This is a genomic window from Thermus tenuipuniceus, from assembly GCF_002964845.1.
Taxonomy (GTDB): domain Bacteria; phylum Deinococcota; class Deinococci; order Deinococcales; family Thermaceae; genus Thermus; species Thermus tenuipuniceus.
Map to the genome: position 1 here is coordinate 25741 of NZ_PRDA01000010.1, position 22611 is coordinate 48351.

The window sequence follows — 22611 nt, forward strand, 5'->3', positions numbered from 1 at the left end:
CCTCTAAACCTCCCTAGAACTTGGGCAGGGCCTTGAAGTCCAAGCCCTCCACCTTCAAGCCGTCCAAGTAACGGACCAGGGCGTCCAGCTCCTGTTCGGAGAGCTGGGGGAAACCAGGCATTTTGCTTCCTGGCTTCATGGAAAGGGGATCCCGGATCCAGGCCTTTAGGGTACCCGGGGTATAGTCCACGATGCCTGCCGCCAGGCTGGTGCGGTTGCCCATAAAGGCCAGCTCGGGGCCGATAACCGCAGGGGGCATCTTGCCCTGGACCGAGTGGCAGGCCATGCAGTTCTGCTGGAACACCTGCTGCCCCTGGGCATCGGCCACGGGAGGGGTGTACGCCTGAGCCGCTTGGGCGAAGCGCTCAAAGTCCTCCTGGGACAGGACGATTACCCGGAAGAGCATGCGGGCGTGGCTAGGCCCACAGAGCTCCGCGCAAAAGCCGTAGTACACGCCGGGCTTTTCCGGTGTGAAGTGAAGAAGGGTCTTTTGTCCCGGAATGGCATCCCGCTTGCCCGCAAGCCCCGGCACCCAGAAGGAGTGGATCACGTCCTTTGAGGTAATTTCCAGCTCCACGGGAACCCCAGCGGGCAGGATGAGCTCGTTGGAGTTGCGGAAGCCCAGCTCGGGGTAGTTGAAGTCCCACCAGAACTGGTAGCCCGTCACCTCCACCTTCATGGCCCCGGGGATGGGCTTGTTCACCAGGATCAGGCTTCGGGCGGTGAGGCCGAAGAGGACGAAGATAATGAGGATGGGGATCACCGTCCAGACTACTTCCAACCGGTCATTGCCGTGGAACTGGGGTGGCTCCCCTTCCCGGCCAGGTTTGGCGCGGAACTTCCAGGTAACGTAGGCCAGAGCCCCAGCCACTACCCCGAAGACGAGCACGGAAAAGACCAAGACCCAGATCAGGAGGAAGTTGGTCTCCCGGTTAAAGGCGGACACCGGATGGGTGATGGCCACCCGGTGGGCCTCCTGGGCTAGGGCCAATCCTAAGGTACCAAGCGCCGCCACAACTCTTTTCATCCGCTTCCCTCCCTAAAGTACCCGGTCCACCGCCATGGCCACGAACAAGAGGGCCAGGTAGAGCATGGAGTATTTATACAGCGAAACCGCCGTCCTCCGCTCGGGCTGGCGGTAGAGGGCAAGGCTCTTAAGGATAAGCAAAGCATTAAGGGTGAGACTAAAGAAGAAGTAAACGAGGCCAAGCTCCCCCAAAAGGAGGGGCATGAGGGAGATTAGGGCGGTAAGCACCGCATAGAGAGCGATCTGCATCACCGTCACCCTCTCCCCCAAAACCACGGGCAGCATGGGTACCCCCACGGCCCGGTAATCCTCCTGGATCATGAGGGCCAAGGCCCAGAAGTGCACCGGGGTCCAGAAGAAGATGAGGGCGAAGAGATACCAGGCGAAGAGGCTGAGCTCGCCCGTCACCGCCGCCCAGCCCACCAGGGGGGGAAAGGCCCCCGCCGCCCCACCGATGACGATGTTCTGCCAGGTGCGCCGCTTGAGATAAAGGGTGTAGACCAACACATACCAGATAAGGCCCATAAGGGCCAGGGTGGCCGTGAGGAGGTTCGCCCCCCACCAGAGGAGCAGGAAGGAAAAGAGGGCCAGGGCAAAGGCAAAAAGGAGGGCGTCCCGGCTGGAGATGCGCTGCGTGACCGTGGGCCTTCTGGCGGTGCGGCGCATGCGGGCGTCGATATCCCGGTCCACCACCATGTTGATGGCGTTGGCCGCTCCCGCCATCATGTAGCCTCCCAGGGCCACCACCAGGAAGAGGCCCGTGCCAGGCCAGCCCTTGGCGGCGATGAGCATGGCGAAGAGGGTGGTGAAGAGAAGCAGGCTGATGACCCGCGGCTTAGTGAGGGCCAGGTAGTCCTTCCAGGTGGCGCCGCCCGTGCCCCGGTGTACCTCCTGGGTCCCGGTACCCTCCCCCAGCTCCACCTGCCGGGCCCCGCGGGCCAGGGCCGCCCCCGCCAGGAGAACGAAGATGAGCCAGACGGCATAGGCCAAAAAGAGGTGGACGATCTGCATCCAGACCGGGGCTTTGAGCCACACGTTCACCAACCCGGCCAAAAGCTGGACCCCGTAGAGGTAGGCGAGACCGTTGGCAAAGCGCTGGGTATGAGAGGAGGGGCGAAGGTGGGCCACCAGGTACCCGGCGAAAACCACGTAAAGCCCCACGCTCACCGCGATGAGGGGGTGGAGGACCCTAAGGCGCACCAGGAAGTGCTCGCCCGGGGTCAGGGAGCGCTCCAGGGCCTCGAGGGTGTTCCGGACGGGGAAAAGAAGGTCGCCCAAAGCGGTCACCGCCCCGCTCATCCCCAGGAAGAGCAAGGCCAGAAGTCCCAGGAGCAGGGCCGCCCCCACCGCACCCTGCCCCCTAAGGCGCAAGGGAGCCCCTCCAGAGGCCCACCAGGCGGTGAGGGCCAGGGAGGCCAGGAGGAAATAGGTGTTGGCCAGGTGGACCATCTGCACCACGGCCCGCTCCGCACTGACGTTGTGCGCCGTCCAGCCGAAGAGGACCAGGGAAGCCCCTACCAGGCTCTCCGTCACCATGAACAGGAAGGAAAGGCCGGCCCCCAGGCGAGCGGGGTGCCCCTTGGGAAGGAGGCGCAAGGCCAAGAGGAGGAGAAGGAGAACAGAGAGGAAGGCGAGCCCGGAGGTCACCCGGTGGGTGAACTCGATGAGGGTCTCCACCTGCGGGCTCCGGGGAATGATCTCCCCATTGCAGGTGGGCCAGTGGGAGCCGCACCCCGCCCCCGACCCCGTGGCCCGCACGTAAGCCCCCCAGAGGGCCACCAGGATGTTCCACCCCAAGACTCCCCAGGCGTAACGGCTAAACCAAGCTTGGCTCATAGGACACCCGTCCCCCAGACGGTAGTGCTTACCATTCTGCCAGAAGACCTCCTCCAGGGGTGAAGTACATTTGTCCCTTCCATTACCTGCCACCTAGGAGACTAATACCCCCTGGCCCTACTTGGCAAGGAGCTGGGCAGAAAGCCCAGCCCCACATGAGGATAAGGGCTACCCTACCTTTGGTCCTGCCCGGCGTATGGTTTCCCCCACCCCGTCCGCATATCTCTGGAAGTTTTCCTGGAACAGGGCGGCTAACTTCCTGGCCTGCCGATCGTAGGCCTCCTTGTCCTCCCAGGTTTCCCGCGGGTCTAAAAACTCCTTGGGCACCCCCGGCACCTCCAGGGGGACCTCAAAGCCAAAGACGGGATCCTGGCGGTAAGGGACCCCCTCGAGGGCCCCGTTTAGGGCCGCCTGCAAGAGGGCACGGGTAAGGGGAAGGGGGAAACGCCGGCCCACCCCGTAAGGCCCCCCGGTCCAGCCGGTATTCACCAGGTACACCCTGGGGCCATGTTTCTCGATCTTCTCCCCCAGCATCCGGGCATAGACCCCGGGGTGGAGGGGCAAAAAAGGCGCCCCGAAACAGGCGGAGAAGGTGGCCTTAGGCTCGGTGACACCCCGCTCGGTGCCCGCCACCCGGGCGGTGTAGCCGGAGAGGAAGTAGTACATGGCCTGTTCTGAGCTGAGGCGGGCGATGGGGGGCAGGACCCCGTAGGCATCGGCGGAGAGGAAGAAGATGGCCCTGGGGTGCCCGGCCATGCCGGACTCCACCACGTTTTCCAAATGGGCCAGAGGATAGGAGGCCCGGGTGTTCTCGGTCTTGGTGTCGTCATCCCACTCCACCCAGCGGCTTTCCGGGTTCACCACCACGTTCTCCAGAATGGCCTCAAACCGGTTGGAGGCCTTATAGATAAGGGGCTCGTGCTCCGGGGAGAGACGGATAACCTTGGCGTAGCACCCTCCCTCAAAGTTGAAAACCCCCTCCTCGCTCCAGCCGTGCTCGTCATCGCCGATCAAAGGCCTCTCCGGGTCGGTGGAAAGGGTGGTCTTGCCCGTCCCGGAAAGACCGAAGAAGATGGCCACATCCCCCTCCTTCCCCACGTTGGCTGAGGCGTGCATGGGGAAAACCCCTTGTTTAGGCATGAGGTAGTTCATCACGGTGAAGATGCTCTTCTTGATCTCCCCGGCGTACTTGGTGCCCACGATGAGGACAAGCTTTCTCTGGAAGCTGATGCCCACGAACACCTCGCTCCGGGTTCCATCCCGCTCGGGGTCGGCCAGGAAGTAAGGGGCGTGGATCACGGTGAAGCCGGGAGCGAAAGGCTCCACCTCGTCGTCCTCGGGGAACCGGCGCGGGAGGATGAACATGTTGCGGGCAAAAAGGGCATGCCAGGGGCTTTCCGTCACCACCCGCACTGCCAGGCGATGGCGTTTGTCCGCTCCCGCATACAGGTCCTGAACGTAGAGGTCGCGGTCGGAAAGGTAGGCGGCCACCCTTTCCAAAAGGGCCTGGAAGGCCTCCGGGGCGAAGGGCTGGTTCACCTCACCCCACCAGATCTCCTCCTCTACCCCCGGCTCCCGCACCACGAACTTGTCGCGGGGGCTTCTCCCGGTGTAGGGGGTGGTGTCCACCACCAAGGACCCTTTGTGAGCAAGAATCCCCTCCCCCCGGGCCAGGGTATGCTCCACCAGGATGGGAGAAACCGTGTTCCAGAAAACCTGTTTCCTCGGTTTGATGCCCAAAGGCTCCAGTCGGTCCATAGAGACCCCCTTATGCCTAGGGCATCATACACTTATTTCCACGCTTCCAAGGTTAGGAGCTATACCCGGGACGCCCAAGAAGGGCAAAGGTTAACCGCTTGCCCAGCTCCACCCCGGGCTGGTCAAAGGCGTTCACCCTCCAGAGCTCCCCCAGGAAAGCGGTTTGCCACATGAGGTGCTGCAAGAGCCAGCCCACGGCGTAGGGGGAAACCTCCGAGAGGTAGAGAGTATAGACCCTCTGTCCCGCTTCCGCCAAGGCCTGGTAGGTGGCCTCGGCCTCGGCCTTCAAGAGTTGGAACAGGCCCTTGCCGAAGAGGTAGCCCGCCTCCTCCTCGAGGCCTTCCACCTGGGGCAGGAGGAGGTCCTCCGTGGCCCTTTCCGGCACCACCAGAACGATGAGCTTGTCCAAGGGGCCTTCCCGGAAGAGCTGCACCTGGGCGTGCTGGTCCTGAGGGCCCAGGGCGGGCACGGCGGTGGTGCCCACCCGGTTGCCCTCCCCATCCCGCTTGCCCAAGGACTCGTCGTGGAGCTGGACAAACCAGGCGGGGAGGTATTTGAGTCTCTCCGAGTACACCATGAAGACCGTGATGGGCAGGTGGCGGTAGAGGTGCTGCAGGAGGGCGGTCTGCAGGGGAAGGCTCTCCTCCAGGGGAGCCAGGGCTACCTCATTGGCCTTCCTGGCCCCCATAAGGAGGGCCTCCAGGTCCATCCCGGCAAAGGCCAAGGGAAGGAGCCCCACCGGGGAAAGCACGGAGAAGCGCCCTCCCACATTTTCGGGAATGGAAAAGGCCTCGAGGCCCTCCTTTTCCGCCAAAGCCCTTAGCGCCCCCCGCTGGGGATCCGTGGTGAGAGCCAGGTGCTGCCGCCAGTCCTCCCCCAGGTTCTCCCGAAGCCATTTCAGAAAAACCAGAAGAGCAGCCAGGGTTTCCGCGGTGGCCCCCGACTTGGAAACCGCATTCACCAGGGTCTTCCGGGGGTCTAGGCCCCGAAGGAGCCGAAACACGGGCTCCGGCTCCACGTGGTCCACGTAGTGGAAGCGCACGCCGCTTTCGTTAAAGGCACTCTCCAGGGCCTTAGGCCCCAAGGCGCTTCCCCCGATGCCCAGGAGGACGAAGTCCTCCACCCAGGGGTTAGTCTCCCGATAGCGGCGGATCCGCCTCAGGGTTTCCGTGTCCTCGGGGAGGTCCATCCAGCCCAGCATGCTTTGGGGATCCTTCCGCTTGGCCAAAAGAGCCTCCCGGGCCTGAAGAAGGAGGGGCCCATGCTCCTTAAAAGCCTGGGGGAAATCCGGGAGGAAGCGGGTATCCAGGCGCAGCATACCCCCATGCTACCCGGATGTAGGCTAAAGGCATGGGTTACGTGCCCCCACCCACGCCCCAGCACGGCCTCGAGGAGGGTCCCATCCTCCTCAAGGACGGGCGCACCGCCTTCCTAAGGCGGGCAGGTCCCAAGGACCTTCCTCTTTTCGTGGAGTTCCTGAGGCGGCTATCCCCGGAGTCCTTGCGCATGCGCTTCTTCTCCCCCATCTCCCCGGAAAAGGCGGCGGAGCTTCTCCTTTCCGCCAAGCCTGAGGAGGAGAAGGTAACCCTCATGGTCCTGGCGGGAGACCCCCCCAGGATGGTGGCCACGGGGGAGTACGTGCGCCTGAAGGGGGAGGACACCGCCGAGGTGGCCTTTCTGGTGGACGACGCCTTCCAGGGCAAGGGCCTGGGCACCCTCCTTCTGGAGCGCCTGGCCTTGATCGCCGCCAAGCGGGGGGTAAGGCGGTTTCAGGCCTTCGTCCTGGCGGAGAACCAGAAAATGCTCAACGTCTTCATGGAAAGCGGCTTCCAGGTGCGGGCCCACAGGGATAGCGGGGAGGTGGAGGTGGAGTTTGAGATCCTCCTGGAGGAGAAGGCGGCGGAGCGGTTTGAGTGGCGGGAAAAGGTTTCCACCCTTGCGAGCCTTCACCCCTTCTTCTTTCCCCGGGGTGTGGCGGTGGTGGGGGCAAGCCGCGACCCGGAAAGCATCGGCTACCGCACCCTGGAAAACCTCATCTTTGGCCGCTTCCAAGGCCCCGTCTACCCGGTGAACGAGGCCATCGGCAAGGAAGGGGGCACGGTGGGGCCCCTTCTCGCCTACCCCAGGGTGGAGAGCATCCCCGGCCCCGTGGACCTGGCGGTGATCGCCGTGCCCAAGGACCGGGTTTGGGAGGCCCTGGAGGCCTCGGGAAGACGGGGGGTGCGGGCGGCCATCGTCCTCACCACCGGCTTTACGGAAGGGGAAACCAGGGAACTGGCTGACAAGGCCCGGCGCCACGGGATGCGCCTCCTGGGGCCAGGCTCCTTGGGCATGGTCCACACCCACCCTGAAGTCCGGCTGGCGGCGGGTCTCGCCCCCCTCCCCAAACCCGGACCCCTGGCCATCTCCAGCCAGTCCGGCACCCTGGGCCGGGCGGTGATGGCCTACGCGGAGGGCATGGGACTTGGCATCTCCTCCTTCGTCTCCTTGGGGGCCAAGGCGGACCTCTCCTCCAACGACCTTTTGCAGTTCTGGGAGGAGGACGAGCGAACCCGGGTGATCCTCCTTTACCTGGAAAGCTTTGGCAACCCCCGGCGCTTCTCCCGCTTAGCCCGGAGGATCGGCAAGAAAAAACCCATCCTGGCGGTGCACCCCTCCCGGGATCCCTTGGTGCGCACCCTCTTCGCCCAGGCCGGGGTGATCCGGGCCAACAGCCTGGAGGAGGCCTTTGACGTGGCCGCCCTCCTCGCCCTAGGACATCTTCCGGAAAACAACCGGGTCCGCCTTATCTCCAATGCCTCCGGTCCCTCCAACCTGGCCCTCGAGGCCTTACGGGAAGGAGGGCTTGCCGTGGAACACGTGGACCTGGGCTCCACGGCCAGGGCGGAGGCGTTCGCCCGCGCCCTGGAAGAAGCCCTGGAAGGCGAGGCGGGAAGCGTGTTTCTCCTCTTCGTGCCCATGGGCTTTGCCAGCGAGGAGGAGTTCCTGGCTCTTTTGGAGAAGGCCGAAGGGAACAAGCTCCTTTTGGCCTGTGTGATGGGCTCCCCTGGGGTGCGGGCCCGGGTTATGGGCCAGGTGGCCCTCTACCGCTTCCCCGAATCCGCGGCCATCGCCCTGAGCCGGGCCTGGGCCTACCAGGCCTGGCGGAAAGAACCCCTCCACTTCCCCGACTTCCCCGACCTGCGCCTGGAGGAGGCGAGGAGGCTTCTGGAAGGGAAAAAGACCCTGAGCCAGGCAGAGGGGGCCGCCCTTTTGGAGTGCTTCGGCCTGCCCTTGGGGAAGGGGGAAGGGCTTTCCCTCAAGCTCACCGCCAAACCCCACCTCCTCTTCGGCCCCGTCCTCACCCTCTTCCTGCCCACCCCCCTGGGGGACCAGGTGCTGGGCCAGCGGCTTTCCCCCTCACCCAGAAGGACGCCCAGGAGCTGGTGGGGTCCCTAAGCCACGGGCAAAGCCCGGATCTTTCGGGTCCCCTCGACCCTGCCCCCTACCAGGAGATTGTCCTCAGGCTTTCCCGGCTTCTAGAGGAACTGCCCCAGGTGGAAGAGGTTTCCCTGGAGCTTTCCGGACCCCGGATCGCCCGCTTTGAGGTGCGCCTCCTGGGAAACCCCGAATCGAGGAACCGCCATGCGCATCCAAAGCCCCGCTAACCCCAAGGTGAAGGCCTTAGCCGCCCTGAAGGAACGAAAGGAGCGGGAGCGGGCTGGCCTTTTCCTGGTGGAGGGCCGGCGGGAGGTGGAAAGGGCCCTAGGGGCTGGCCTCCACTTAGAAACCCTCCTCCTCGGCCCCAAGGCCACCCCGGAAGACCGGGCCCTAGGGGGCCAGGCCCCCACCCTGGAGCTTTCCCAGGAGGCCATGGGGCGGGTTTCCGTAAGGGAAAACCCGCCTCCCGTCATCGGGGTCTTCCGCATCCCCCACAAAACCCTAGAGGCAGTCCGGCTCCCGCAAAACCCCTTGGTCCTGGTCCTTCTGGGCCTGGAAAAACCCGGCAACCTGGGGGCCATCCTGCGCTCGGCGGATGGGGCGGGGGTGGATCTGGTCATGGTGGCGGAAGGGGTGGACCTCTATAGCCCCCAGGTGATCCGGAACTCCACGGGGGTGGTCTTCTCCTTGCCCGTCTTTCCCGTGGCCGAGGAGAAAGCGGCCCGTTTCCTGGAGGCCCAAGGGCTTTTCCTGGTGGCCGCCACCCCCAGGGGGGAAAAGGTTTACTGGGAAGAGGACTACAAGAAAGGCGTGGCCTTCCTCCTGGGCACCGAGGACGAAGGCCTTCCCGAGGCCTGGCTGGCCCGGGCGGGGGTGAGGGTGCGCATCCCCATGCGGGGAGTGGCGGATAGCCTCAACGTTTCCGTGAGCGCCGCCCTCCTCCTCTACGAGGCCCTGCGTCAAAGGGGCCGGGCGTAGGTCACATTCGGGAGCCTAAGGACTAGGGTAAGTTCTCCTTATGCAAAAGGTTCTCCTGGTAGGCCTTGTAGCCTTGGGTTTGCGCCTTCCACCCACAGGAGGAATAGCCTACAGCCCTTCCCCCTCGGGTTGTGGGCTGGACGTGAAGGACTGTCCTTACCTGACCCTATAAGATGTGGGATCGGCTCCTGCCCTCATTGTACCCCTGGTGGGCGCTTCCCTCCTCATAAGCTTTGCGCCGGGGATGGGGTTCCCCCTGGCCTTGGGGGTAGGGCTCCTTCACGGGGCCAAGGCCCTTTACCCCCAGGGCTTCCTATGGTTGGCCTTCCTCCCCGGCCTTCTCCACGCCCTTGCCTCCCCGTTCCCCTCCTGGCTCCAGGGATGGGCCCTGACGTCTGGGCTCCTCCTCCTCTACGGACTTTTCCTGGCCACCAAGGCTCGGCCCCTTTCCAGCCTCTTTCTCCTTCCCCCAGCCCTTTGGCTAGGTCCCCTAGGCCTTTTCCTTCTTGGGCTCTTGCACGGGTTTAGCCTCCTCGAGGAGGCCCATCGGCGCGCCCAGGAACGGGGGGAGCCGTTTCGGACCTCCGCTTCCACCCTTTGGGTCCCGGGGATCCTGGGCCTCTTGCTTTTGGGTCTGGCCTTTCTCCCCTTACCCCTTCCCTCCCTCCCCCTACCCACCCTGCCCTCCCTTAGCCTCCAGGCCTCCCCAAAGGCCAAGCCCAATCCCGGGGAGGAGGTAGCCTACCAAGCCCCCAAGGAAGGGTTTCCCCCTTGGGTAGCCTTCCTAAACCGGGCCTTGGCCTACGCCGGACCCCTGGCCCTCCTCCTCCTCCTTTTGGCCCTCCTGCCCCTCCTGGGCCGGGGGGAAAAGCTTCCCTACCGGGGGGTTCACCTTTTACCCCTGGGGCTGGCCCTTTTGGCCCTAGGCCTCTTCCTCCTCTACCTGGGCACCCTGGGGGGTGGGGAAAGCGCATGGGGAACCAGCCCCTCAGCCCCCATGCTCACCCCTCCCCAAGAGGGCGGCCCCAAAGAGGCCGTACCGGGACCCGGGCGGTTAGGCGAGGTGGGCATAGCCCTGGCGGGGCTTTCCGCCCTTTTCACCCTGGGGCTTCTCTCCCTTCTGGCCTTCCTGGTTTGGCGCCACCGGGGCTGGGAAGAGCAAGGGGCTGCCCAGGGTATTCCGGCCAAGAGCTCCAAGCGCTTCCAAGAAGCCCTTCCCCAAGACCGGGTGCGGCGGGCCTATTTCCAGGCCCTGAAGGCCCTAAAGGCCCTAGGCCTTCCCCGCATGGCCTCCGAGGGGCCCCTGGAGTACCTGGAGAGGGTTTCCCTCCCCCTTCCCAGGTTGAGAGAACCCTTGGAGGGGCTCACCCGGCTTTACCTGCCCGTGCGCTACGGGGGAAGGACCGGGGAGGAGGAAGCGGAAAGGGCGGAAGCCTTTTTGAAGGATATCCTTAGGCTATGTTCCTCAGACGCATCCAAAGGGCCCTTTCGGGCCGGGTCCTCCTGAGGGAGGAAACCCTAAGGCTTTCCCTGGCAACCCTCCTCTCTGGGGGGCATCTTCTTCTGGAAGACGTGCCCGGCACGGGCAAGACCACTTTCGCCAAGGCCTTAGCCCGGGTCCTAGGCCTTTCCTTTAGCCGCATCCAGATGACCCCCGACCTCCTTCCCCAGGACCTCACCGGCCTCTACCTCTACCGGGAAGGAAACCTGGTATGGCAAAAGGGGCCCATCTTCGCCCAGGTCCTTCTAGTGGACGAGCTCAACCGGGCCACTCCCAGGACCCAGTCCGCCCTCCTCGAGGCCATGGGGGAAGGCCAGGTGACCCTGGAAGGGAAAACCCACCCTTTGCCCGAGCCCTTTTTCGTCCTGGCCACGCAAAATCCCGTGGAGGAGGAGGGCACCTACCCTCTCCCCGTAGCCCAGCGGGACCGGTTCACCGCCCGGCTTTCCCTGGGCTATCCCGACGAAAAAGCCCTTCTCCAGGCCATGAAAGAGAAGGATCCCCTGGAGGGCCTGGAAGCCGTTACCCAAGGGGAGGAACTCTTGGCCCTGCGTCAGGAGGTGCGCCGGGTAAAGGTGGCGGAGGAACTGCTGGACTACCTTCTGGCCCTATCCACCTGGCTTAGAACCCGGGAGGAGGTGCGGCTTGGCCCCTCCCCTAGGGCCCTCTTACAGGTGGAGCGCCTGGCCCAAGCCCTGGCCCTCTTGCAGGGACGGACCTTCACCGTGCCCGAGGACATCAAGGAGGCCTTCCGGGCCGCCATCCCCCACCGCCTCCTTCTAAAGCTGGAGGCGGAGCTAGCCGGAGCCAGCTCGGAAGGGCTGGTGGCGGAAGCCCTTAAGGTGGTACCCACCCCGGTGGAAAGGGCCTAGGGATGGAGGGGTTAGGGGGCTTTGTGGAAGCGGCCTTGGCTCTCCTCTCCTTGGCCCTCCTCCTAGCCCTTTGGCGGGCGCCCTGGTTCGCCCAGCTCCGGGTCAAAGCCCACGGCCTGGCCCCAGGTTTCCCCGGCCAGGAGGGAGAGGGGCAGGTGGAGGTGGAGGTCTGGGCCCCCCTGCCCCTCTACGTGCATCTGGAAACCCTGCCCTCGGCTCCCCTGGGCCTCAAACCCCAGAGCCTCTCTGGGGTGGTCTGGGGAAGGATGCGGCTACCGCTTTCCCTCCCTTACCGCTACCGCCGGCGGGGGGAATACCCTTTGAACCTCACCCTCCTTCTGAGAAGCCCCTTGGGCCTGGGGGAAAGGCTTGTACGCCTCGAGGCGGGTAAGGCCCTGGTCTATCCTTCCCTGCGGCCCCTACCGCCTTTCGAGCCTGCCCCCAGCTTCTTCCTGGAGGGGAGGACCGAGGCCTTTGGCCTTCCCGATCCCTTAGAGGCCAAGGGCCTCCGCCCCTACCAGCCCGGGGACCCCTTACGCCTCCTGGCCAAGAAGGCCAGCCAACGCCTGGGCCGCCCCTTTGTGCGGGAAGTGGAAAAAAGCCTCCTGGGAAGCCTCTTCCTTCACCTGGACACCCAAAGCCTCCATCCCGCCTACCTGGACCATGGGGCGAGCCTCGCCGCCTGGCTCCTCCTCCTGGCGGAGAAAAGCGGGGTTCCCTATGGTCTTTCCGCAGGAGAGGTCCTGCCTTTGGGACGGGGAAGGAGCCACCTGACCAAGGCCCTTTCCCTTCTAGCCCGCTTAGAACCTACCCAAGCCCCCTCCCTCCCCCCCAAAGCCCCTCCTGGAAGCACCTACTTCCTCATCACCCAGGCGGCGGAGGAAGCCTTCCTAAGGGCGGCCCTAAGGGGGGCTGCCCGGGCCCGGCAGGGGGTACTCCTTCTGCTCCCCGAAGGGTACTTCCTCTACCCGGGGGAAAAGGGAAGGCTGGCCTTGGGTAAGACCCCGGGCCTGGAACGGGCCCTGGCTATGCGGGGCCTTCTCCTGGCCCATGGCCTCGAGCTGAAGGTGGTGCGGGGCCACCAGCCCCTCACCTTATAAAACCCCCCTCAACCCCCTTGACAGGAACACGCGGGGGCAAAATAATAACCCTTGGTTTGACACTCTCGCCCTTTGAGCGTCAAAGGAGGGAGTGAATATGGCTGCGGAGGTGAAGACGGTGATCAAGCCCCTAGGCGAAAGGGTTGTGGTGAAGCGGATTGAGGAGGAGCCCAAGACCAAGGGCGGCATCGTGCTCCCCGACACCGCCAAGGAGAAGCCCCAGAAGGGCAAGGTGATCGCGGTGGGCTCGGGCCGCATCCTGGACAACGGGCAGAAGGTGCCCCTCGAGGTCAAGGAGGGGGACATCGTGGTCTTCGCCAAGTACGGCGGCACCGAGATCGAGATCGACGGCGAGGAGTACGTGATCCTCTCCGAGCGCGACCTTTTGGCGGTTCTGCAGTAAGGGAGGTGAGGTATGGCGAAGATCCTGGTGTTTGACGAAGCAGCCCGCCGGGCCTTGGAGCGCGGCGTGAACGCGGTGGCCGATGCGGTGAAGGTAACCCTGGGCCCCCGGGGCCGGAACGTGGTCCTGGAGAAGAAGTTTGGCTCCCCCACCATCACCAAGGACGGAGTGACGGTGGCCAAGGAGATCGAGCTGGAGAACCACCTGGAGAACATCGGGGCCCAGCTCCTCAAGGAGGTGGCCTCCAAGACCAACGACGTGGCCGGTGACGGAACCACCACCGCCACCGTCTTGGCCCAGGCCATCGTGCGGGAGGGCCTGAAGAACGTGGCCGCCGGCGCCAACCCCCTGGCCCTCAAGCGGGGCATCGAGAAGGCGGTGGAGGCGGCGGTGGAGAAGATCCGCTCCCTGGCCATCCCCGTGGAGGACCGCAAGGCCATCGAGGAGGTGGCCACCATCTCCGCCAACGACCCCGACGTGGGCAAGCTCATCGCCGACGCCATGGAGAAGGTGGGGAAGGAGGGGATCATCACCGTCGAGGAGTCCAAGAGCCTGGAGACCGAGCTGAAGTTCGTGGAAGGGTACCAGTTTGACAAGGGGTACATCTCCCCCTACTTCATCACCAACCCCGACGCCATGGAGGCGGTCCTCGAGGACGCCTTCATCCTCATCGTGGAGAAGAAGGTCTCCAACGTGCGCGAACTCCTGCCCATCCTGGAGCAGGTGGCCCAGACGGGCAAGCCCCTCCTCCTGATCGCCGAGGACGTGGAGGGCGAGGCCCTGGCCACTCTGGTGGTCAACAAGCTCCGGGGCACCCTGAACGTGGCTGCGGTGAAGGCTCCCGGCTTCGGTGACCGCCGCAAGGAGATGCTCAAGGACATCGCCGCCGTCACCGGTGGCACCGTCATCTCCGAGGAGCTGGGCTTCAAGCTGGAGAACGCCACCCTCTCCATGCTGGGCCGGGCCGAGCGGGTGAAGATCACCAAGGACGAGACCACCATCGTGGGCGGCAAGGGCAAGAAGGAGGACATCGAGACCCGCATCAACGGCATCAAGAAGGAGCTGGAGACCACGGACAGCGAGTACGCCAAGGAGAAGCTCCAGGAGCGCCTGGCCAAGCTGGCGGGGGGCGTGGCGGTGATCCGGGTGGGGGCCGCCACCGAGACCGAGCTCAAGGAGAAGAAGCACCGCTTTGAGGACGCCCTGAACGCCACCCGGGCCGCGGTGGAGGAGGGCATCGTCCCGGGCGGTGGCGTGGCGCTTCTTCGGGCCATCAGCGCCGTGGACGAGCTCCTTAAGAAGCTGGAAGGGGACGAGACCACCGGGGCCAGGATCGTGCGCCGCGCCCTGGAGGAGCCCGCCCGCCAGATCGCGGAGAACGCCGGCTACGAGGGCTCCGTGGTGGTGCAGCGGATCCTCTCCGAGACCAAGAACCTCCGCCTGGGCTTCAACGCCGCCACCGGGGAGTACGTGGACATGGTGGAGGCGGGCATCGTGGACCCCGCCAAGGTGACCCGCTCCGCCCTCCAGAACGCCGCCTCCATCGGCTCCCTCATCCTCACCACCGAGGCGGTGGTGGCGGAGAAGCCCGAGAAGAAGGAGTCCACTCCTGCGCCTGCGGGCGGCGGGGACATGGACTTCTAAAGCCACCCCAACCTGGCTTCGCCAGGTTGGGGCCCCGGCAAAGGGGCAAGGGAGCTGGGCCTAGGCCCAGCTCCCCTTTCTAAAAGGGCACCACCTCCTCCTTGGGCCCACCCCCACCATTCCCCTGCAAGAAGGCCTCCCGGTCCGGCACCAGGTAGGCGCGGAAGCCCTCGGCCTCGAGGGCTTCCAGAACCCCCTCCGCCACCCGCACCTCCCGCATGGCGAAGATGGCCTCTCCAAAGGGCCCTTGCACCCGCAGGTAGAGGGGAAGGGTGCCCGGGTGTTCGTCCAAGAGGCTTTTGAGGAGGGCGATCCCCTTCTCGTCCAATAGGGCGTGGTCCACCTCCACCTCCAGGGCCTTGGGGGCCTCGGCCACCTCCTCGTAGGTCCAGGCAGCCTGGGCCATGATCCTAAGCCCCCCTTCCTCCCGCTCCACCTCCGCCAGGACCAGGAGGGGGGTGTCCTCCTTGAGCTTGGGGGAAACCCCCTCGTAGGCCCGGCCGAAAACCACCACCTCGAGGGCCCCGGTCTCGTCGGAGAGGGTAAAACGGGCCATCATGCCCCCGCTGCGGGTGGGCTTGCGCGCCACCTCCTCCACCATGCCCGCAAGGAGCACCCTGGGCCTTGGGGGAAGGCCCCGGATGAAATCGGGAAGTTCCTCCAGGGTACAGCTGGCCACCTCCCTCAGGCCTGGGTAGCGCAGCACCGGGTGGCCGGAAACGTAGATGCCCAAGGCCTCCTTCTCGTAGCGGAGCCGGGTGATCCCGTCCAAGGGTGGAACCTCCGCCAGGGAAGGCTCCTCCACCTCGGCAAACAGGCCTATCATGCCGGATCTCTCCCGCTCGCGGCTTTCCGCCGCCCACCGGAGGAGAGGGTCCAAGGAGGCCAAAAGCCGGGCCCTGTCCCCAAAGGCGTCAAAGGCACCCGCCTTGATGAGGGACTCCAGGGTGCGCTTGTTCACCACCCTCTCGTCCAGGCGCTTGAGGAAGTCCCCCAGGCTCTTAAAGGGCCCGCGCCGCTCCCTTTCCGCCAGGATGGCCTGGGCTGCCCCTTCCCCCACGTTCTTCACCGCGGAGAGGCCAAAGAGGATCTCCTCCCCCACCACCTTGAAGTCAAAACCCGAGCGGTTGATGTCGGGGGGAAGGACCTCTATGCCCATGGCCCGGGCGTCGCGGATGTACTCCGCCACCTTGTCGGAATCGTGCCGCTCCACGGTGAGGAGGGCGGCCATGAACTCCACCGGGTAGTGGGCCTTCACGTAGGCGGTCTGGTAGGAGAGAAGGCTGTAGGCGGCCGCATGGGACTTGTTGAAGCCATAGTTGGCGAAGGCCTCCAGCATGTCAAAAAGCCGGTTGGCCTCCTCCTCGGGCACGCCCCGTTCCCTGGCCCCCCGCACGAAGCGCTCCCGGTGTTTTTGCATCTCCTCCACCTTCTTCTTGCCCATGGCCCGGCGGAGGAGGTCCGCCTCCCCCAGGGAGTAGCCCGCCACCTGGGAGGCGATCTGCATGATCTGCTCCTGGTAGACGGGGATGCCGTAGGTTTCCTCCAGGATGGGCCTCAGGTACTTCTCCGCATGGGGGAATTCCACGTAGCTTACCGGCTCCTGGCCGTGGTGGCGGCGGATGTAGGTGGGGATGTGCTCCATGGGCCCCGGGCGGTAGAGGGAGACCAGGGCGATGATGTCCTCGAGGCGCCTGGGCTTTAGCCCCCGCACCGTGGCCGTCATCCCCCCTGATTCCAGCTGGAAAACTCCCTTGGTCTCCCCCCGCGCCAAGAGGGCGAAGGTCTTGGGGTCGTCCAACGGCAAGCGATCGTAGTCCAGCTCCACCCCCTTGGACTCCTTCACGATCTTCTTGGCCTCGTCCAGGAAGGTGAGGGTGCGCAGGCCCAGGAAGTCCATCTTCAGAAGCCCCAGGGCCTCCACCGCTCCCATGTCGTACTGGGTCACGGGCCGCCCCTCCTGGTCCCGCATCAGGGGCACCAAGTCCGTGAGGGGCTCTTGGGCGATCACCACCCCGGCGGCGTGCACGGAGGCATGGCGGTTCAGGCCCTCGAGGCGCATGGCCACCTCGATCACCTCCCGCACCCGGGGGTCCTTTTCCATCTCCGCCTTTAGCTCCGGCACCAACTCTATGGCCTCGGCCAGGGGCTTGGGCTTGCCGAACTGCACGGGGATCAGCTTGGCCAGCTCCTCCGCCTTCTTGTGGGGGATGCCGTAGACCCGGGCCACATCCTTGAGGGCCGCCTTGGAGGCCAGGCTCCCAAAGGTGCCGATCTGGGCCACCTTGTCCTCCCCGTAGCGCCTCCGCACGTACTCGATCACCCGGTCCCTTTCCCGGTCGGAAAAGTCGGTGTCGATGTCCGGCATGGAAACCCGCTCGGGGTTCAAAAAGCGCTCAAAGAGGAGGCCGAAGCGCAAGGGGTCGATGTTGGTGATGCCCACCGCATAGGCCACCAGGCTCCCGGCGGCGCTTCCCCGGCCTGGCCCCACGGATACCCCATTTTTCCTGGCCCAGTTGATGTAGTCCTGCACGATAAGGAAGTAGCCGGGAAAGCCCATCCGCTCGATCACGGAAAGCTCGTAGAGGGCCCGGTACAAGATGGCCTCCGCCGTCCACTCCCGCACCCCCTCCAAGGGGGGAAGCTCCAAGGCCAAGACCTCCCAAGCCTCGCCCTCCACCTGGGCCAGAGCCTGGGCCAGGGCGGCCCCGTCCCCGTGGGGGGGGAGCTTCCCCAGCCTGCGGAAGACCTCCCGGTAGAACCCTTCGGTGATGCGGTCGGCGTAGCGGGCAAGAAGCCCCAGGAAGGTGAGTTCCCGCAGGTACTGGGCCTCGGTGCGCCCCTCGGGGAGGGGGAAGCGGGGGATGCGGTAGGTCATCTTGTCCCCGATGGGCAGGTCCACGTTGCACATGCGGGCGATCTCCACCGTGTTGTCAAAGGGTTCGTCACCCCACTCCTCCTCGGGGAGCATGGCCCGCATCTCCTCTGGGGTCTTCACGTAAAACTCGTCGCAGGGGAAGCGCCAGCGCTCGGGGTCATCCAAGGTGCTCTTGGACTGGATGGCGAGAAGCACCTCGTGGGCCCGGGCATCCTCCCTTCTCACGTAGTGGCCGTCGTTGGTGGCCACCATTCCCAGGCCGTACTTTCGGGCGAACTCCCTCAGGACCTGGTTAACCTTCCTTTGCTCGGGCAAGCCGTGGTTCTGGATTTCTATGAAAAAGCGGTCGCCGAAGATGGAGAGGTACTCGTTCAGCCGGGCCTCCGCCAGGTCCAGGCGATCCTGCAGGATGAACTGGGGGATCTCCGCCCCCAGGCAACCGGAAAGGGCGATGAGCCCCTCCGAATGCTCCCGCAGGATCTCTCGGTCAATGCGGGGTTTTTCATAAAAACCCTCCAGGTAGGCCCGGCTCGCCAGGCGCACCAGGTTCTGGTAGCCCCGGAAGTCCTTGGCGAGAAGGGTGAGGTGGAAGTACCCCCCGTCCAGGCCCTTGCCCCTTTTGCGGTCAAAGCGGCTTTCCGCGGCCACATAGGCCTCGTAGCCGAGGATGGGCTTCACCCCCATGGCGGTGGCCTTCTTGTAGAACTCCACCGCCCCGAAGAGGTTGCCGTGGTCGGTCATGGCCAGGGCAGGGTCCTCGGGGGAAACCCTCTTCACCCACTCAAGAAGGTCGGAAAGCTTCGCCGCCCCGTCCAGGAGGGAGAACTGGGTGTGCTGGTGCAGGTGGGCGAACTTAAGGCGGCCCATGGGGTCCAGTCTAGCAAGCGCCCTGCACCCCCCGGCCAGGCATAATGAGGAGTGCCATGACTGAGGGTATCGGCACCCGTTCAAGGCTCACCGGAAGGCGTTACCGTGCCCTATTTAGAAGCCCATGACCCTGGGTCAGCTTAGGGAAGAAGTCTGGAACACCCTGGCCCGCTACGACCTGGCCCTCCACCCCACACCTCCCCACGGCCACCACCCCAACTTCCTGGGAGCCAGGAAGGCAGCGGGGCTTCTCCTCCGCACCCCGGAGTTTCAAAGGGCCAGGCTCATCCTGGCAGGCATGGATGCGGTGCTGAAACCCTTGCGGGAGGAGGCCCTGAAGGTGGGAAAGGCCCTGATCCTCCCCCACCCCGATCGGCCAGGGGAGTTCGTGCTCCTCAAGGACCTGGACCCCAGGAAGCTCAAGCGGGTGCGGGAGGCCTACCGCTACGGGGTGAAGGTGGACCTAAAGGGCCAGCCCATAGACCTGGTCCTCATCGGGGCTGTGGCCGTGGACGAGGAAGGGGGGTGGGTGGGGAAGGGCTACGGCTTTCCCCAGGCCTGGCTTGCCGTGGAGGCGCCCTTCGCCACCCTGGCCCACGCCCTCATGGTCTACCCCAAACTCCCCGTGGAGCCGGAAAGGCGGGTGGACCTGATCGCCACACCCCAGCGGCTCATCCGGCCCTAGAGGGCGAACTCCTTGAGGAGCCCTTCCAGGTCCAAAGGTTCCCGTTGCCCCAGGGCGGGGTAGACCTCGGGGTAGCGGGGGAGGTAGGCCCTGAGGCGCTCCTCAAAGGTGGGCACCTCCGCCTTCCAGAAGACCCCTATGGGGATCCGTTCCCCCCACTCCGCCGCCTTCTCCTGGAACTGGGCCATCTTACGATCCAGCTCCTCCGGGGGCAGGCCTTCGGGAACATGGGGGTCGTATCCCTCGTCCTTGAGCTTATAGAGCCTGGGGGCGAACCACTCCTTGGTGTGCAAGTCGTTGTAGGTGGGGCAGGGCTGGAGAACGTGCAGAAAAGCCAGGCCCTTGTGGCTAAGGCCCTCCTTGATGAGCTCCTTGAGGCCCTTCACGTCGTAGGCGTAGCCCCGCCCGATCCAGGTGTAGCCAGCGGCGAAAGCCAGGAGCAGGGGGTTGATGCGCCCTTGGGGGTTGGGCTTGGGTAGGCTTTTGGTCTTCTCCCCGAAGCCCAAGGTGGGCCCCGCCTGCCCCTTGGTGAGGCCGTAGACCTCGTTGTCGTAGAGGATGTAGAGCATGTCCACGTTCCTGCGCCCTGCGGCCACGAAGTGCCCCGCCCCAATACCCAGGCCGTCTCCGTCCCCGCCCACCGCCACCACCGTGAGGTGAGGGTTGGCCAGCTTGGCCCCCTGGGCCACGGGGAGAACGCGGCCGTGGAGGGTGTGGACCCCGTAGACGTTGAGGTAGTGGGGGGTCTTGGCCGAGCAGCCGATCCCGGAGAAGACTGCGGTTTGGCTGGGGTCTTTCCGCAACTCAAAGAGGGCCATCTGCAAAGCCGAGAGGATCCCGTAGTCCCCACAGCCCGGGCACCAGTCGGGTTGTTTCTCCGCTTTGTAATCGGCGAGCTTGAGCTCCAGCATCCTAAACTCCTTTCCTGAGCACCAGGCGCTCCGGCGCCTCTTTTGCCAGCACCGCCCGCAGCACCTCCACCGCCTCGTCCAAGGTGATGGGGCGGCCGCTATACTTGACCACGCGGTGGTGAACCCGTTTTAGCGTCTCCTGCTGCACCAAGTCGGCAAGCTGCCCCGAGTAGTTGTGTTCCACGGTGACGATCCGCTTCCCCTCCAGGAGGTCGGCGATCTTGGGGAAGGGCCAAAGAAGCCTGAGGTGCAAATACCCCACCCCAGGGAGGTGGTCCAGGGCCTCGAGAAGGGTGCCCTTCACCGTGCCCCAGCCCAGGACCAGGACCTCTCCGTCCCGGAAGAGGGTGTACTGGTCCTCCAGGGGGATCTCCTCCTGGGCGGTCTTGAGCTTCTGCATGCGCTTTTCCATCTGGTACTCCCGGAGAACGACATCCTCGGTGATGTGCCCCTCGAGGTCGTGCTCGTCAGAGGTCATCCAGTAAAAGCCCCCAGGGGTACCGATGGGGATGAAGGGGGAGATGCCGTCCTCCGAGGGAGCGTAGCGCTCGTAAGGGGCAAGCCCCTCCCGCTTGGGCAGAAGGCGCTTTTCCCCGTCTAGCTGGAGCACCCTAAGGGCCTCCTTGGGAAGGCTTTGGGCCATGGAGGCCAGGAACTTGTCCAGGAGGTGCACCACCACCGTCTGGTAGCGCCAGGCCCAGGCCAGGGCCTTCTGGGCGTCCAGGAAGGCGTCTTCGATGTCCCCGGAGGCCAGCACCAGCCGGGGGTACTCCCCATGCCCGCCCCTGAGGGCAAACTGGAGGTCCCCCTGCTCCGTGCGGGTGGGCAGGCCAGTACTGGGCCCGCCCCGCTGGTAGAGGGTCACCACCAAGGGCGCCTCGATCATGCCGGCAAAGCCCATACCCTCGGCCATGAGGCTGAAGCCGGGGCCGCTGGTGGCGGTGGCCGATTTAGCCCCGGTGAGGGCCGCCCCCACCGCCATGGTCACCGCGGCGATCTCGTCTTCCGTCTGGACCACGGCCACGTCGGCCCCAGTAAAAGCCGTGTGAGCCTCGAGGTAGGTGGACTCGTCCGTGGCCGGGCTTATGGGGTAGTAGGTCTGGAAGCGAAGCCCGCCAGCCAGCTTGCCCAAGGCCGCCGCCTGGGCCCCGGTGAGGTAGACCCGGCCCGGCTCGTACCCGTTTAGGTGAAGCTGGAAGGAAAGCCTAGGCACCTCCTCCCGGTATACCGCCTCGGCCACCTTCTGGTTTAGCTCCAATACCTTACCCCTAAACTGCAGGGCCAGGGCCTCCAGTAAGGGCTCCAGGGGGAAGCCCAGGAAGTGGAGGCTCGCCGCCACGGCGATGGTGTTCAGGGTGCGCCGGGCTTGAAGGGAAGGGACACCCAGCTCCGCCCCGATCCGGTCCGCCACTTCCTCAAAGGGGTAGGGCAGGGGCTGAACCCCCGACTCCACGTAGGCGGCAAGGAGATCCTTCAGGCTGGGGTCCAGCTTGCCGAAGCGCTCCGAAAGAACCTCCGCCACCCGGTGGTCCAGCATGGGCAGCTTGTGCACCGTGAGCTCCAAAACCCGGGGATCGTAAAGGATCACCCCCCCAGACCGAACCTCGTCCAGGTGCCGGGCCAGGGTCTCCCCGTCCAGGGCCACCAGCATGTCCACCTTTTCTCGGAAGGCCGCCACGGGTTTTCGCGCGAGGCGCACATCCAAGTAGGAATGCCGCCCCATGATGTTGGAATGGTACTCCCGCTTGGTGGCCACCCACCAACCCCCCTTGGCCACCGCCCGGGCGAAAAGGGTGGCCGCCGTCTCTATCCCGCCCCCTTGGGGGCCGCCCACACGCCAGGTGAAGTCTTCCATAAGCCCTCCTTCGCTCTTTGATACCCTACTCCTTAAGGGTCCGGCTTGGCTAGGGGCATTTGCCCAAAAGGGGGGTTTATTCCTCCTGGTCCGCCTGATGAAGCCTTTTGCCCCAAAGGCTCTGGGGGCGATGGTGCTCCAGTACTAAGGTCCGCACCTCCGGGTCCTGAATGCGCTCCGCCGCATACAGGGGGTGGTGGCGGCGCACCTGGAAGGCCCCAAAGATCCCCTTGCGCAAGGGATAAGGGGGTACGGGGAGGGCGTAAAGCCCGGTAAGGATGCGTTCCAAGGGACGGTAGGGCCTCAGGGCCTTTCCCGCATCGTGAAGAAGGGCAGCCCGGATGACGAAGGCAGGGACGTCAGGGTAGTGCTTCAGGAGCCGGCGGGCCACCCGCACCGCATGGGCCCGGTCCCTGGGATCCATGGAAAGGTAAAGGGTGCGCTCCTCCCCCCGCAAAAAGGCCAGGGCGAAGGCATCGTCCGGCTCCTCCCCTCGAGGAAAGAAGGCCTGGAAGAGGCGCCTAAGCCTCTTTGGCACCCTCCCGAACCCTCGTCCTAAGCCCTGGCTCCTGCGGCCCAGCAAGGAGCTAGATGAACTTCTTCAGCATGGTGGCGATCTCCTCGGGCTTTTTAGGGTCCACCTTGCCCTCGGAAACCTCGGCGGCGCAGATGTTGAGGAACTCCTCCAGGATCAAGCTGGCCGCCGCCTCCATGGCCTTTTTGGTGGCGGTCATCTGGGTGAGGACCTCATCGCAGGGGCGCCCCTCCGCCACCATCTTCTGCAACCCTCTCACCTGGCCTTCGATACGCCGTAGCCGCTTGAGGATGTTCCCCACGGTCTCTTGCCCCAGCTCGGTGGTCTTGGTCATGAGGGCA

Annotated in this window: 16 protein-coding genes and 1 pseudogene; 8 read left to right on the forward strand and 9 right to left on the reverse strand. The window is 65.1% G+C overall.

Annotated elements, in window-relative coordinates:
- Nucleotides 1–13: 13 nt before the first annotated feature.
- From coxB to pgi, 4 genes are all read right to left on the reverse strand, one after another.
- Entirely contained in the window at nt 14–1027 is a 1014-nt protein-coding gene (coxB, locus tag C2847_RS07330; RefSeq protein ID WP_105317782.1) for a cytochrome c oxidase subunit II, read from the reverse strand.
- Between the two features lie 12 nt (nt 1028–1039).
- Nucleotides 1040–2863, reverse strand: a complete 1824-nt coding sequence (locus C2847_RS07335) for a heme o synthase (protein WP_105317783.1) — start codon at nt 2861–2863, stop codon at nt 1040–1042.
- A 168-nt stretch (nt 2864–3031) separates the two neighbouring features.
- The gene (gene pckA, locus C2847_RS07340; protein WP_105317784.1) at nt 3032–4621 is read right to left on the reverse strand and encodes a phosphoenolpyruvate carboxykinase (ATP); all 1590 of its coding nucleotides are present in this window, start codon (nt 4619–4621) and stop codon (nt 3032–3034) included.
- 52 nt (nt 4622–4673) lie between these two features.
- Nucleotides 4674–5939 (reverse strand): glucose-6-phosphate isomerase, encoded by a 1266-nt coding sequence (gene pgi, locus C2847_RS07345; protein ID WP_105317785.1) that lies wholly within the window; start codon nt 5937–5939, stop codon nt 4674–4676.
- A gap of 32 nt (nt 5940–5971) precedes the next feature.
- On the opposite strand from pgi, the pseudogene C2847_RS07350 reads away from it, so the two are divergent.
- From C2847_RS07350 to groL, 7 genes and pseudogenes are all read left to right on the forward strand, one after another.
- Nucleotides 5972–8268: pseudogene (locus C2847_RS07350) on the forward strand (GNAT family N-acetyltransferase).
- Nucleotides 8246–9019, forward strand: a complete 774-nt coding sequence (locus tag C2847_RS07355) for a TrmH family RNA methyltransferase (protein ID WP_105317786.1) — start codon at nt 8246–8248, stop codon at nt 9017–9019. The pseudogene C2847_RS07350 and the gene C2847_RS07355 overlap by 23 nt, the downstream one beginning before the upstream one ends.
- Nucleotides 9020–9263: 244 nt before the next feature.
- Nucleotides 9264–10526 (forward strand): DUF4129 domain-containing protein, encoded by a 1263-nt coding sequence (locus C2847_RS07360; RefSeq protein ID WP_105317830.1) that lies wholly within the window; start codon nt 9264–9266, stop codon nt 10524–10526.
- Entirely contained in the window at nt 10478–11392 is a 915-nt protein-coding gene (locus tag C2847_RS07365; protein ID WP_105317787.1) for an AAA family ATPase, read from the forward strand. The genes C2847_RS07360 and C2847_RS07365 overlap by 49 nt, the downstream gene beginning before the upstream one ends.
- A 2-nt stretch (nt 11393–11394) precedes the next feature.
- A complete protein-coding gene (locus C2847_RS07370) occupies nt 11395–12492 on the forward strand; it encodes a DUF58 domain-containing protein (protein WP_208619941.1) in 1098 nt (365 codons plus the stop codon).
- A gap of 97 nt (nt 12493–12589) precedes the next feature.
- Entirely contained in the window at nt 12590–12895 is a 306-nt protein-coding gene (gene groES, locus C2847_RS07375; RefSeq protein ID WP_105317788.1) for a co-chaperone GroES, read from the forward strand.
- Between the two features lie 12 nt (nt 12896–12907).
- The gene (groL, locus tag C2847_RS07380; RefSeq protein ID WP_105317789.1) at nt 12908–14539 is read left to right on the forward strand and encodes a chaperonin GroEL; all 1632 of its coding nucleotides are present in this window, start codon (nt 12908–12910) and stop codon (nt 14537–14539) included.
- A 79-nt stretch (nt 14540–14618) separates the two neighbouring features.
- On the opposite strand, the gene dnaE is transcribed toward groL, so the two are convergent.
- The gene (dnaE, locus tag C2847_RS07385) at nt 14619–18284 is read right to left on the reverse strand and encodes a DNA polymerase III subunit alpha (protein ID WP_105317790.1); all 3666 of its coding nucleotides are present in this window, start codon (nt 18282–18284) and stop codon (nt 14619–14621) included.
- 124 nt (nt 18285–18408) lie between these two features.
- Between dnaE and C2847_RS07390 the strand changes: the two genes are divergently transcribed.
- Nucleotides 18409–18969, forward strand: coding sequence for a 5-formyltetrahydrofolate cyclo-ligase (locus tag C2847_RS07390; RefSeq protein WP_105317791.1), 561 nt, complete (start codon nt 18409–18411; stop codon nt 18967–18969).
- Here the strand turns inward: C2847_RS07390 and C2847_RS07395 are convergent.
- From C2847_RS07395 to C2847_RS07410, 4 genes are all read right to left on the reverse strand, one after another.
- Nucleotides 18966–19880, reverse strand: coding sequence for a 2-oxoacid:ferredoxin oxidoreductase subunit beta (locus C2847_RS07395; protein ID WP_105317792.1), 915 nt, complete (start codon nt 19878–19880; stop codon nt 18966–18968). The genes C2847_RS07390 and C2847_RS07395 overlap by 4 nt on opposite strands.
- Nucleotide 19881: 1 nt before the next feature.
- Nucleotides 19882–21735 carry a 2-oxoacid:acceptor oxidoreductase subunit alpha gene (locus C2847_RS07400; protein WP_105317793.1) on the reverse strand — a complete coding sequence of 618 codons (1854 nt, stop codon included), beginning with the start codon at nt 21733–21735 and terminating at the stop codon, nt 19882–19884.
- Between the two features lie 76 nt (nt 21736–21811).
- A complete protein-coding gene (locus C2847_RS07405; protein ID WP_105317794.1) occupies nt 21812–22273 on the reverse strand; it encodes an HD domain-containing protein in 462 nt (153 codons plus the stop codon).
- A 49-nt stretch (nt 22274–22322) separates the two neighbouring features.
- Complete coding sequence (locus tag C2847_RS07410) at nt 22323–22604, reverse strand: metal-sensitive transcriptional regulator (protein WP_105317795.1); 282 nt, start codon at nt 22602–22604, stop codon at nt 22323–22325.
- Nucleotides 22605–22611 lie beyond the last annotated feature (7 nt).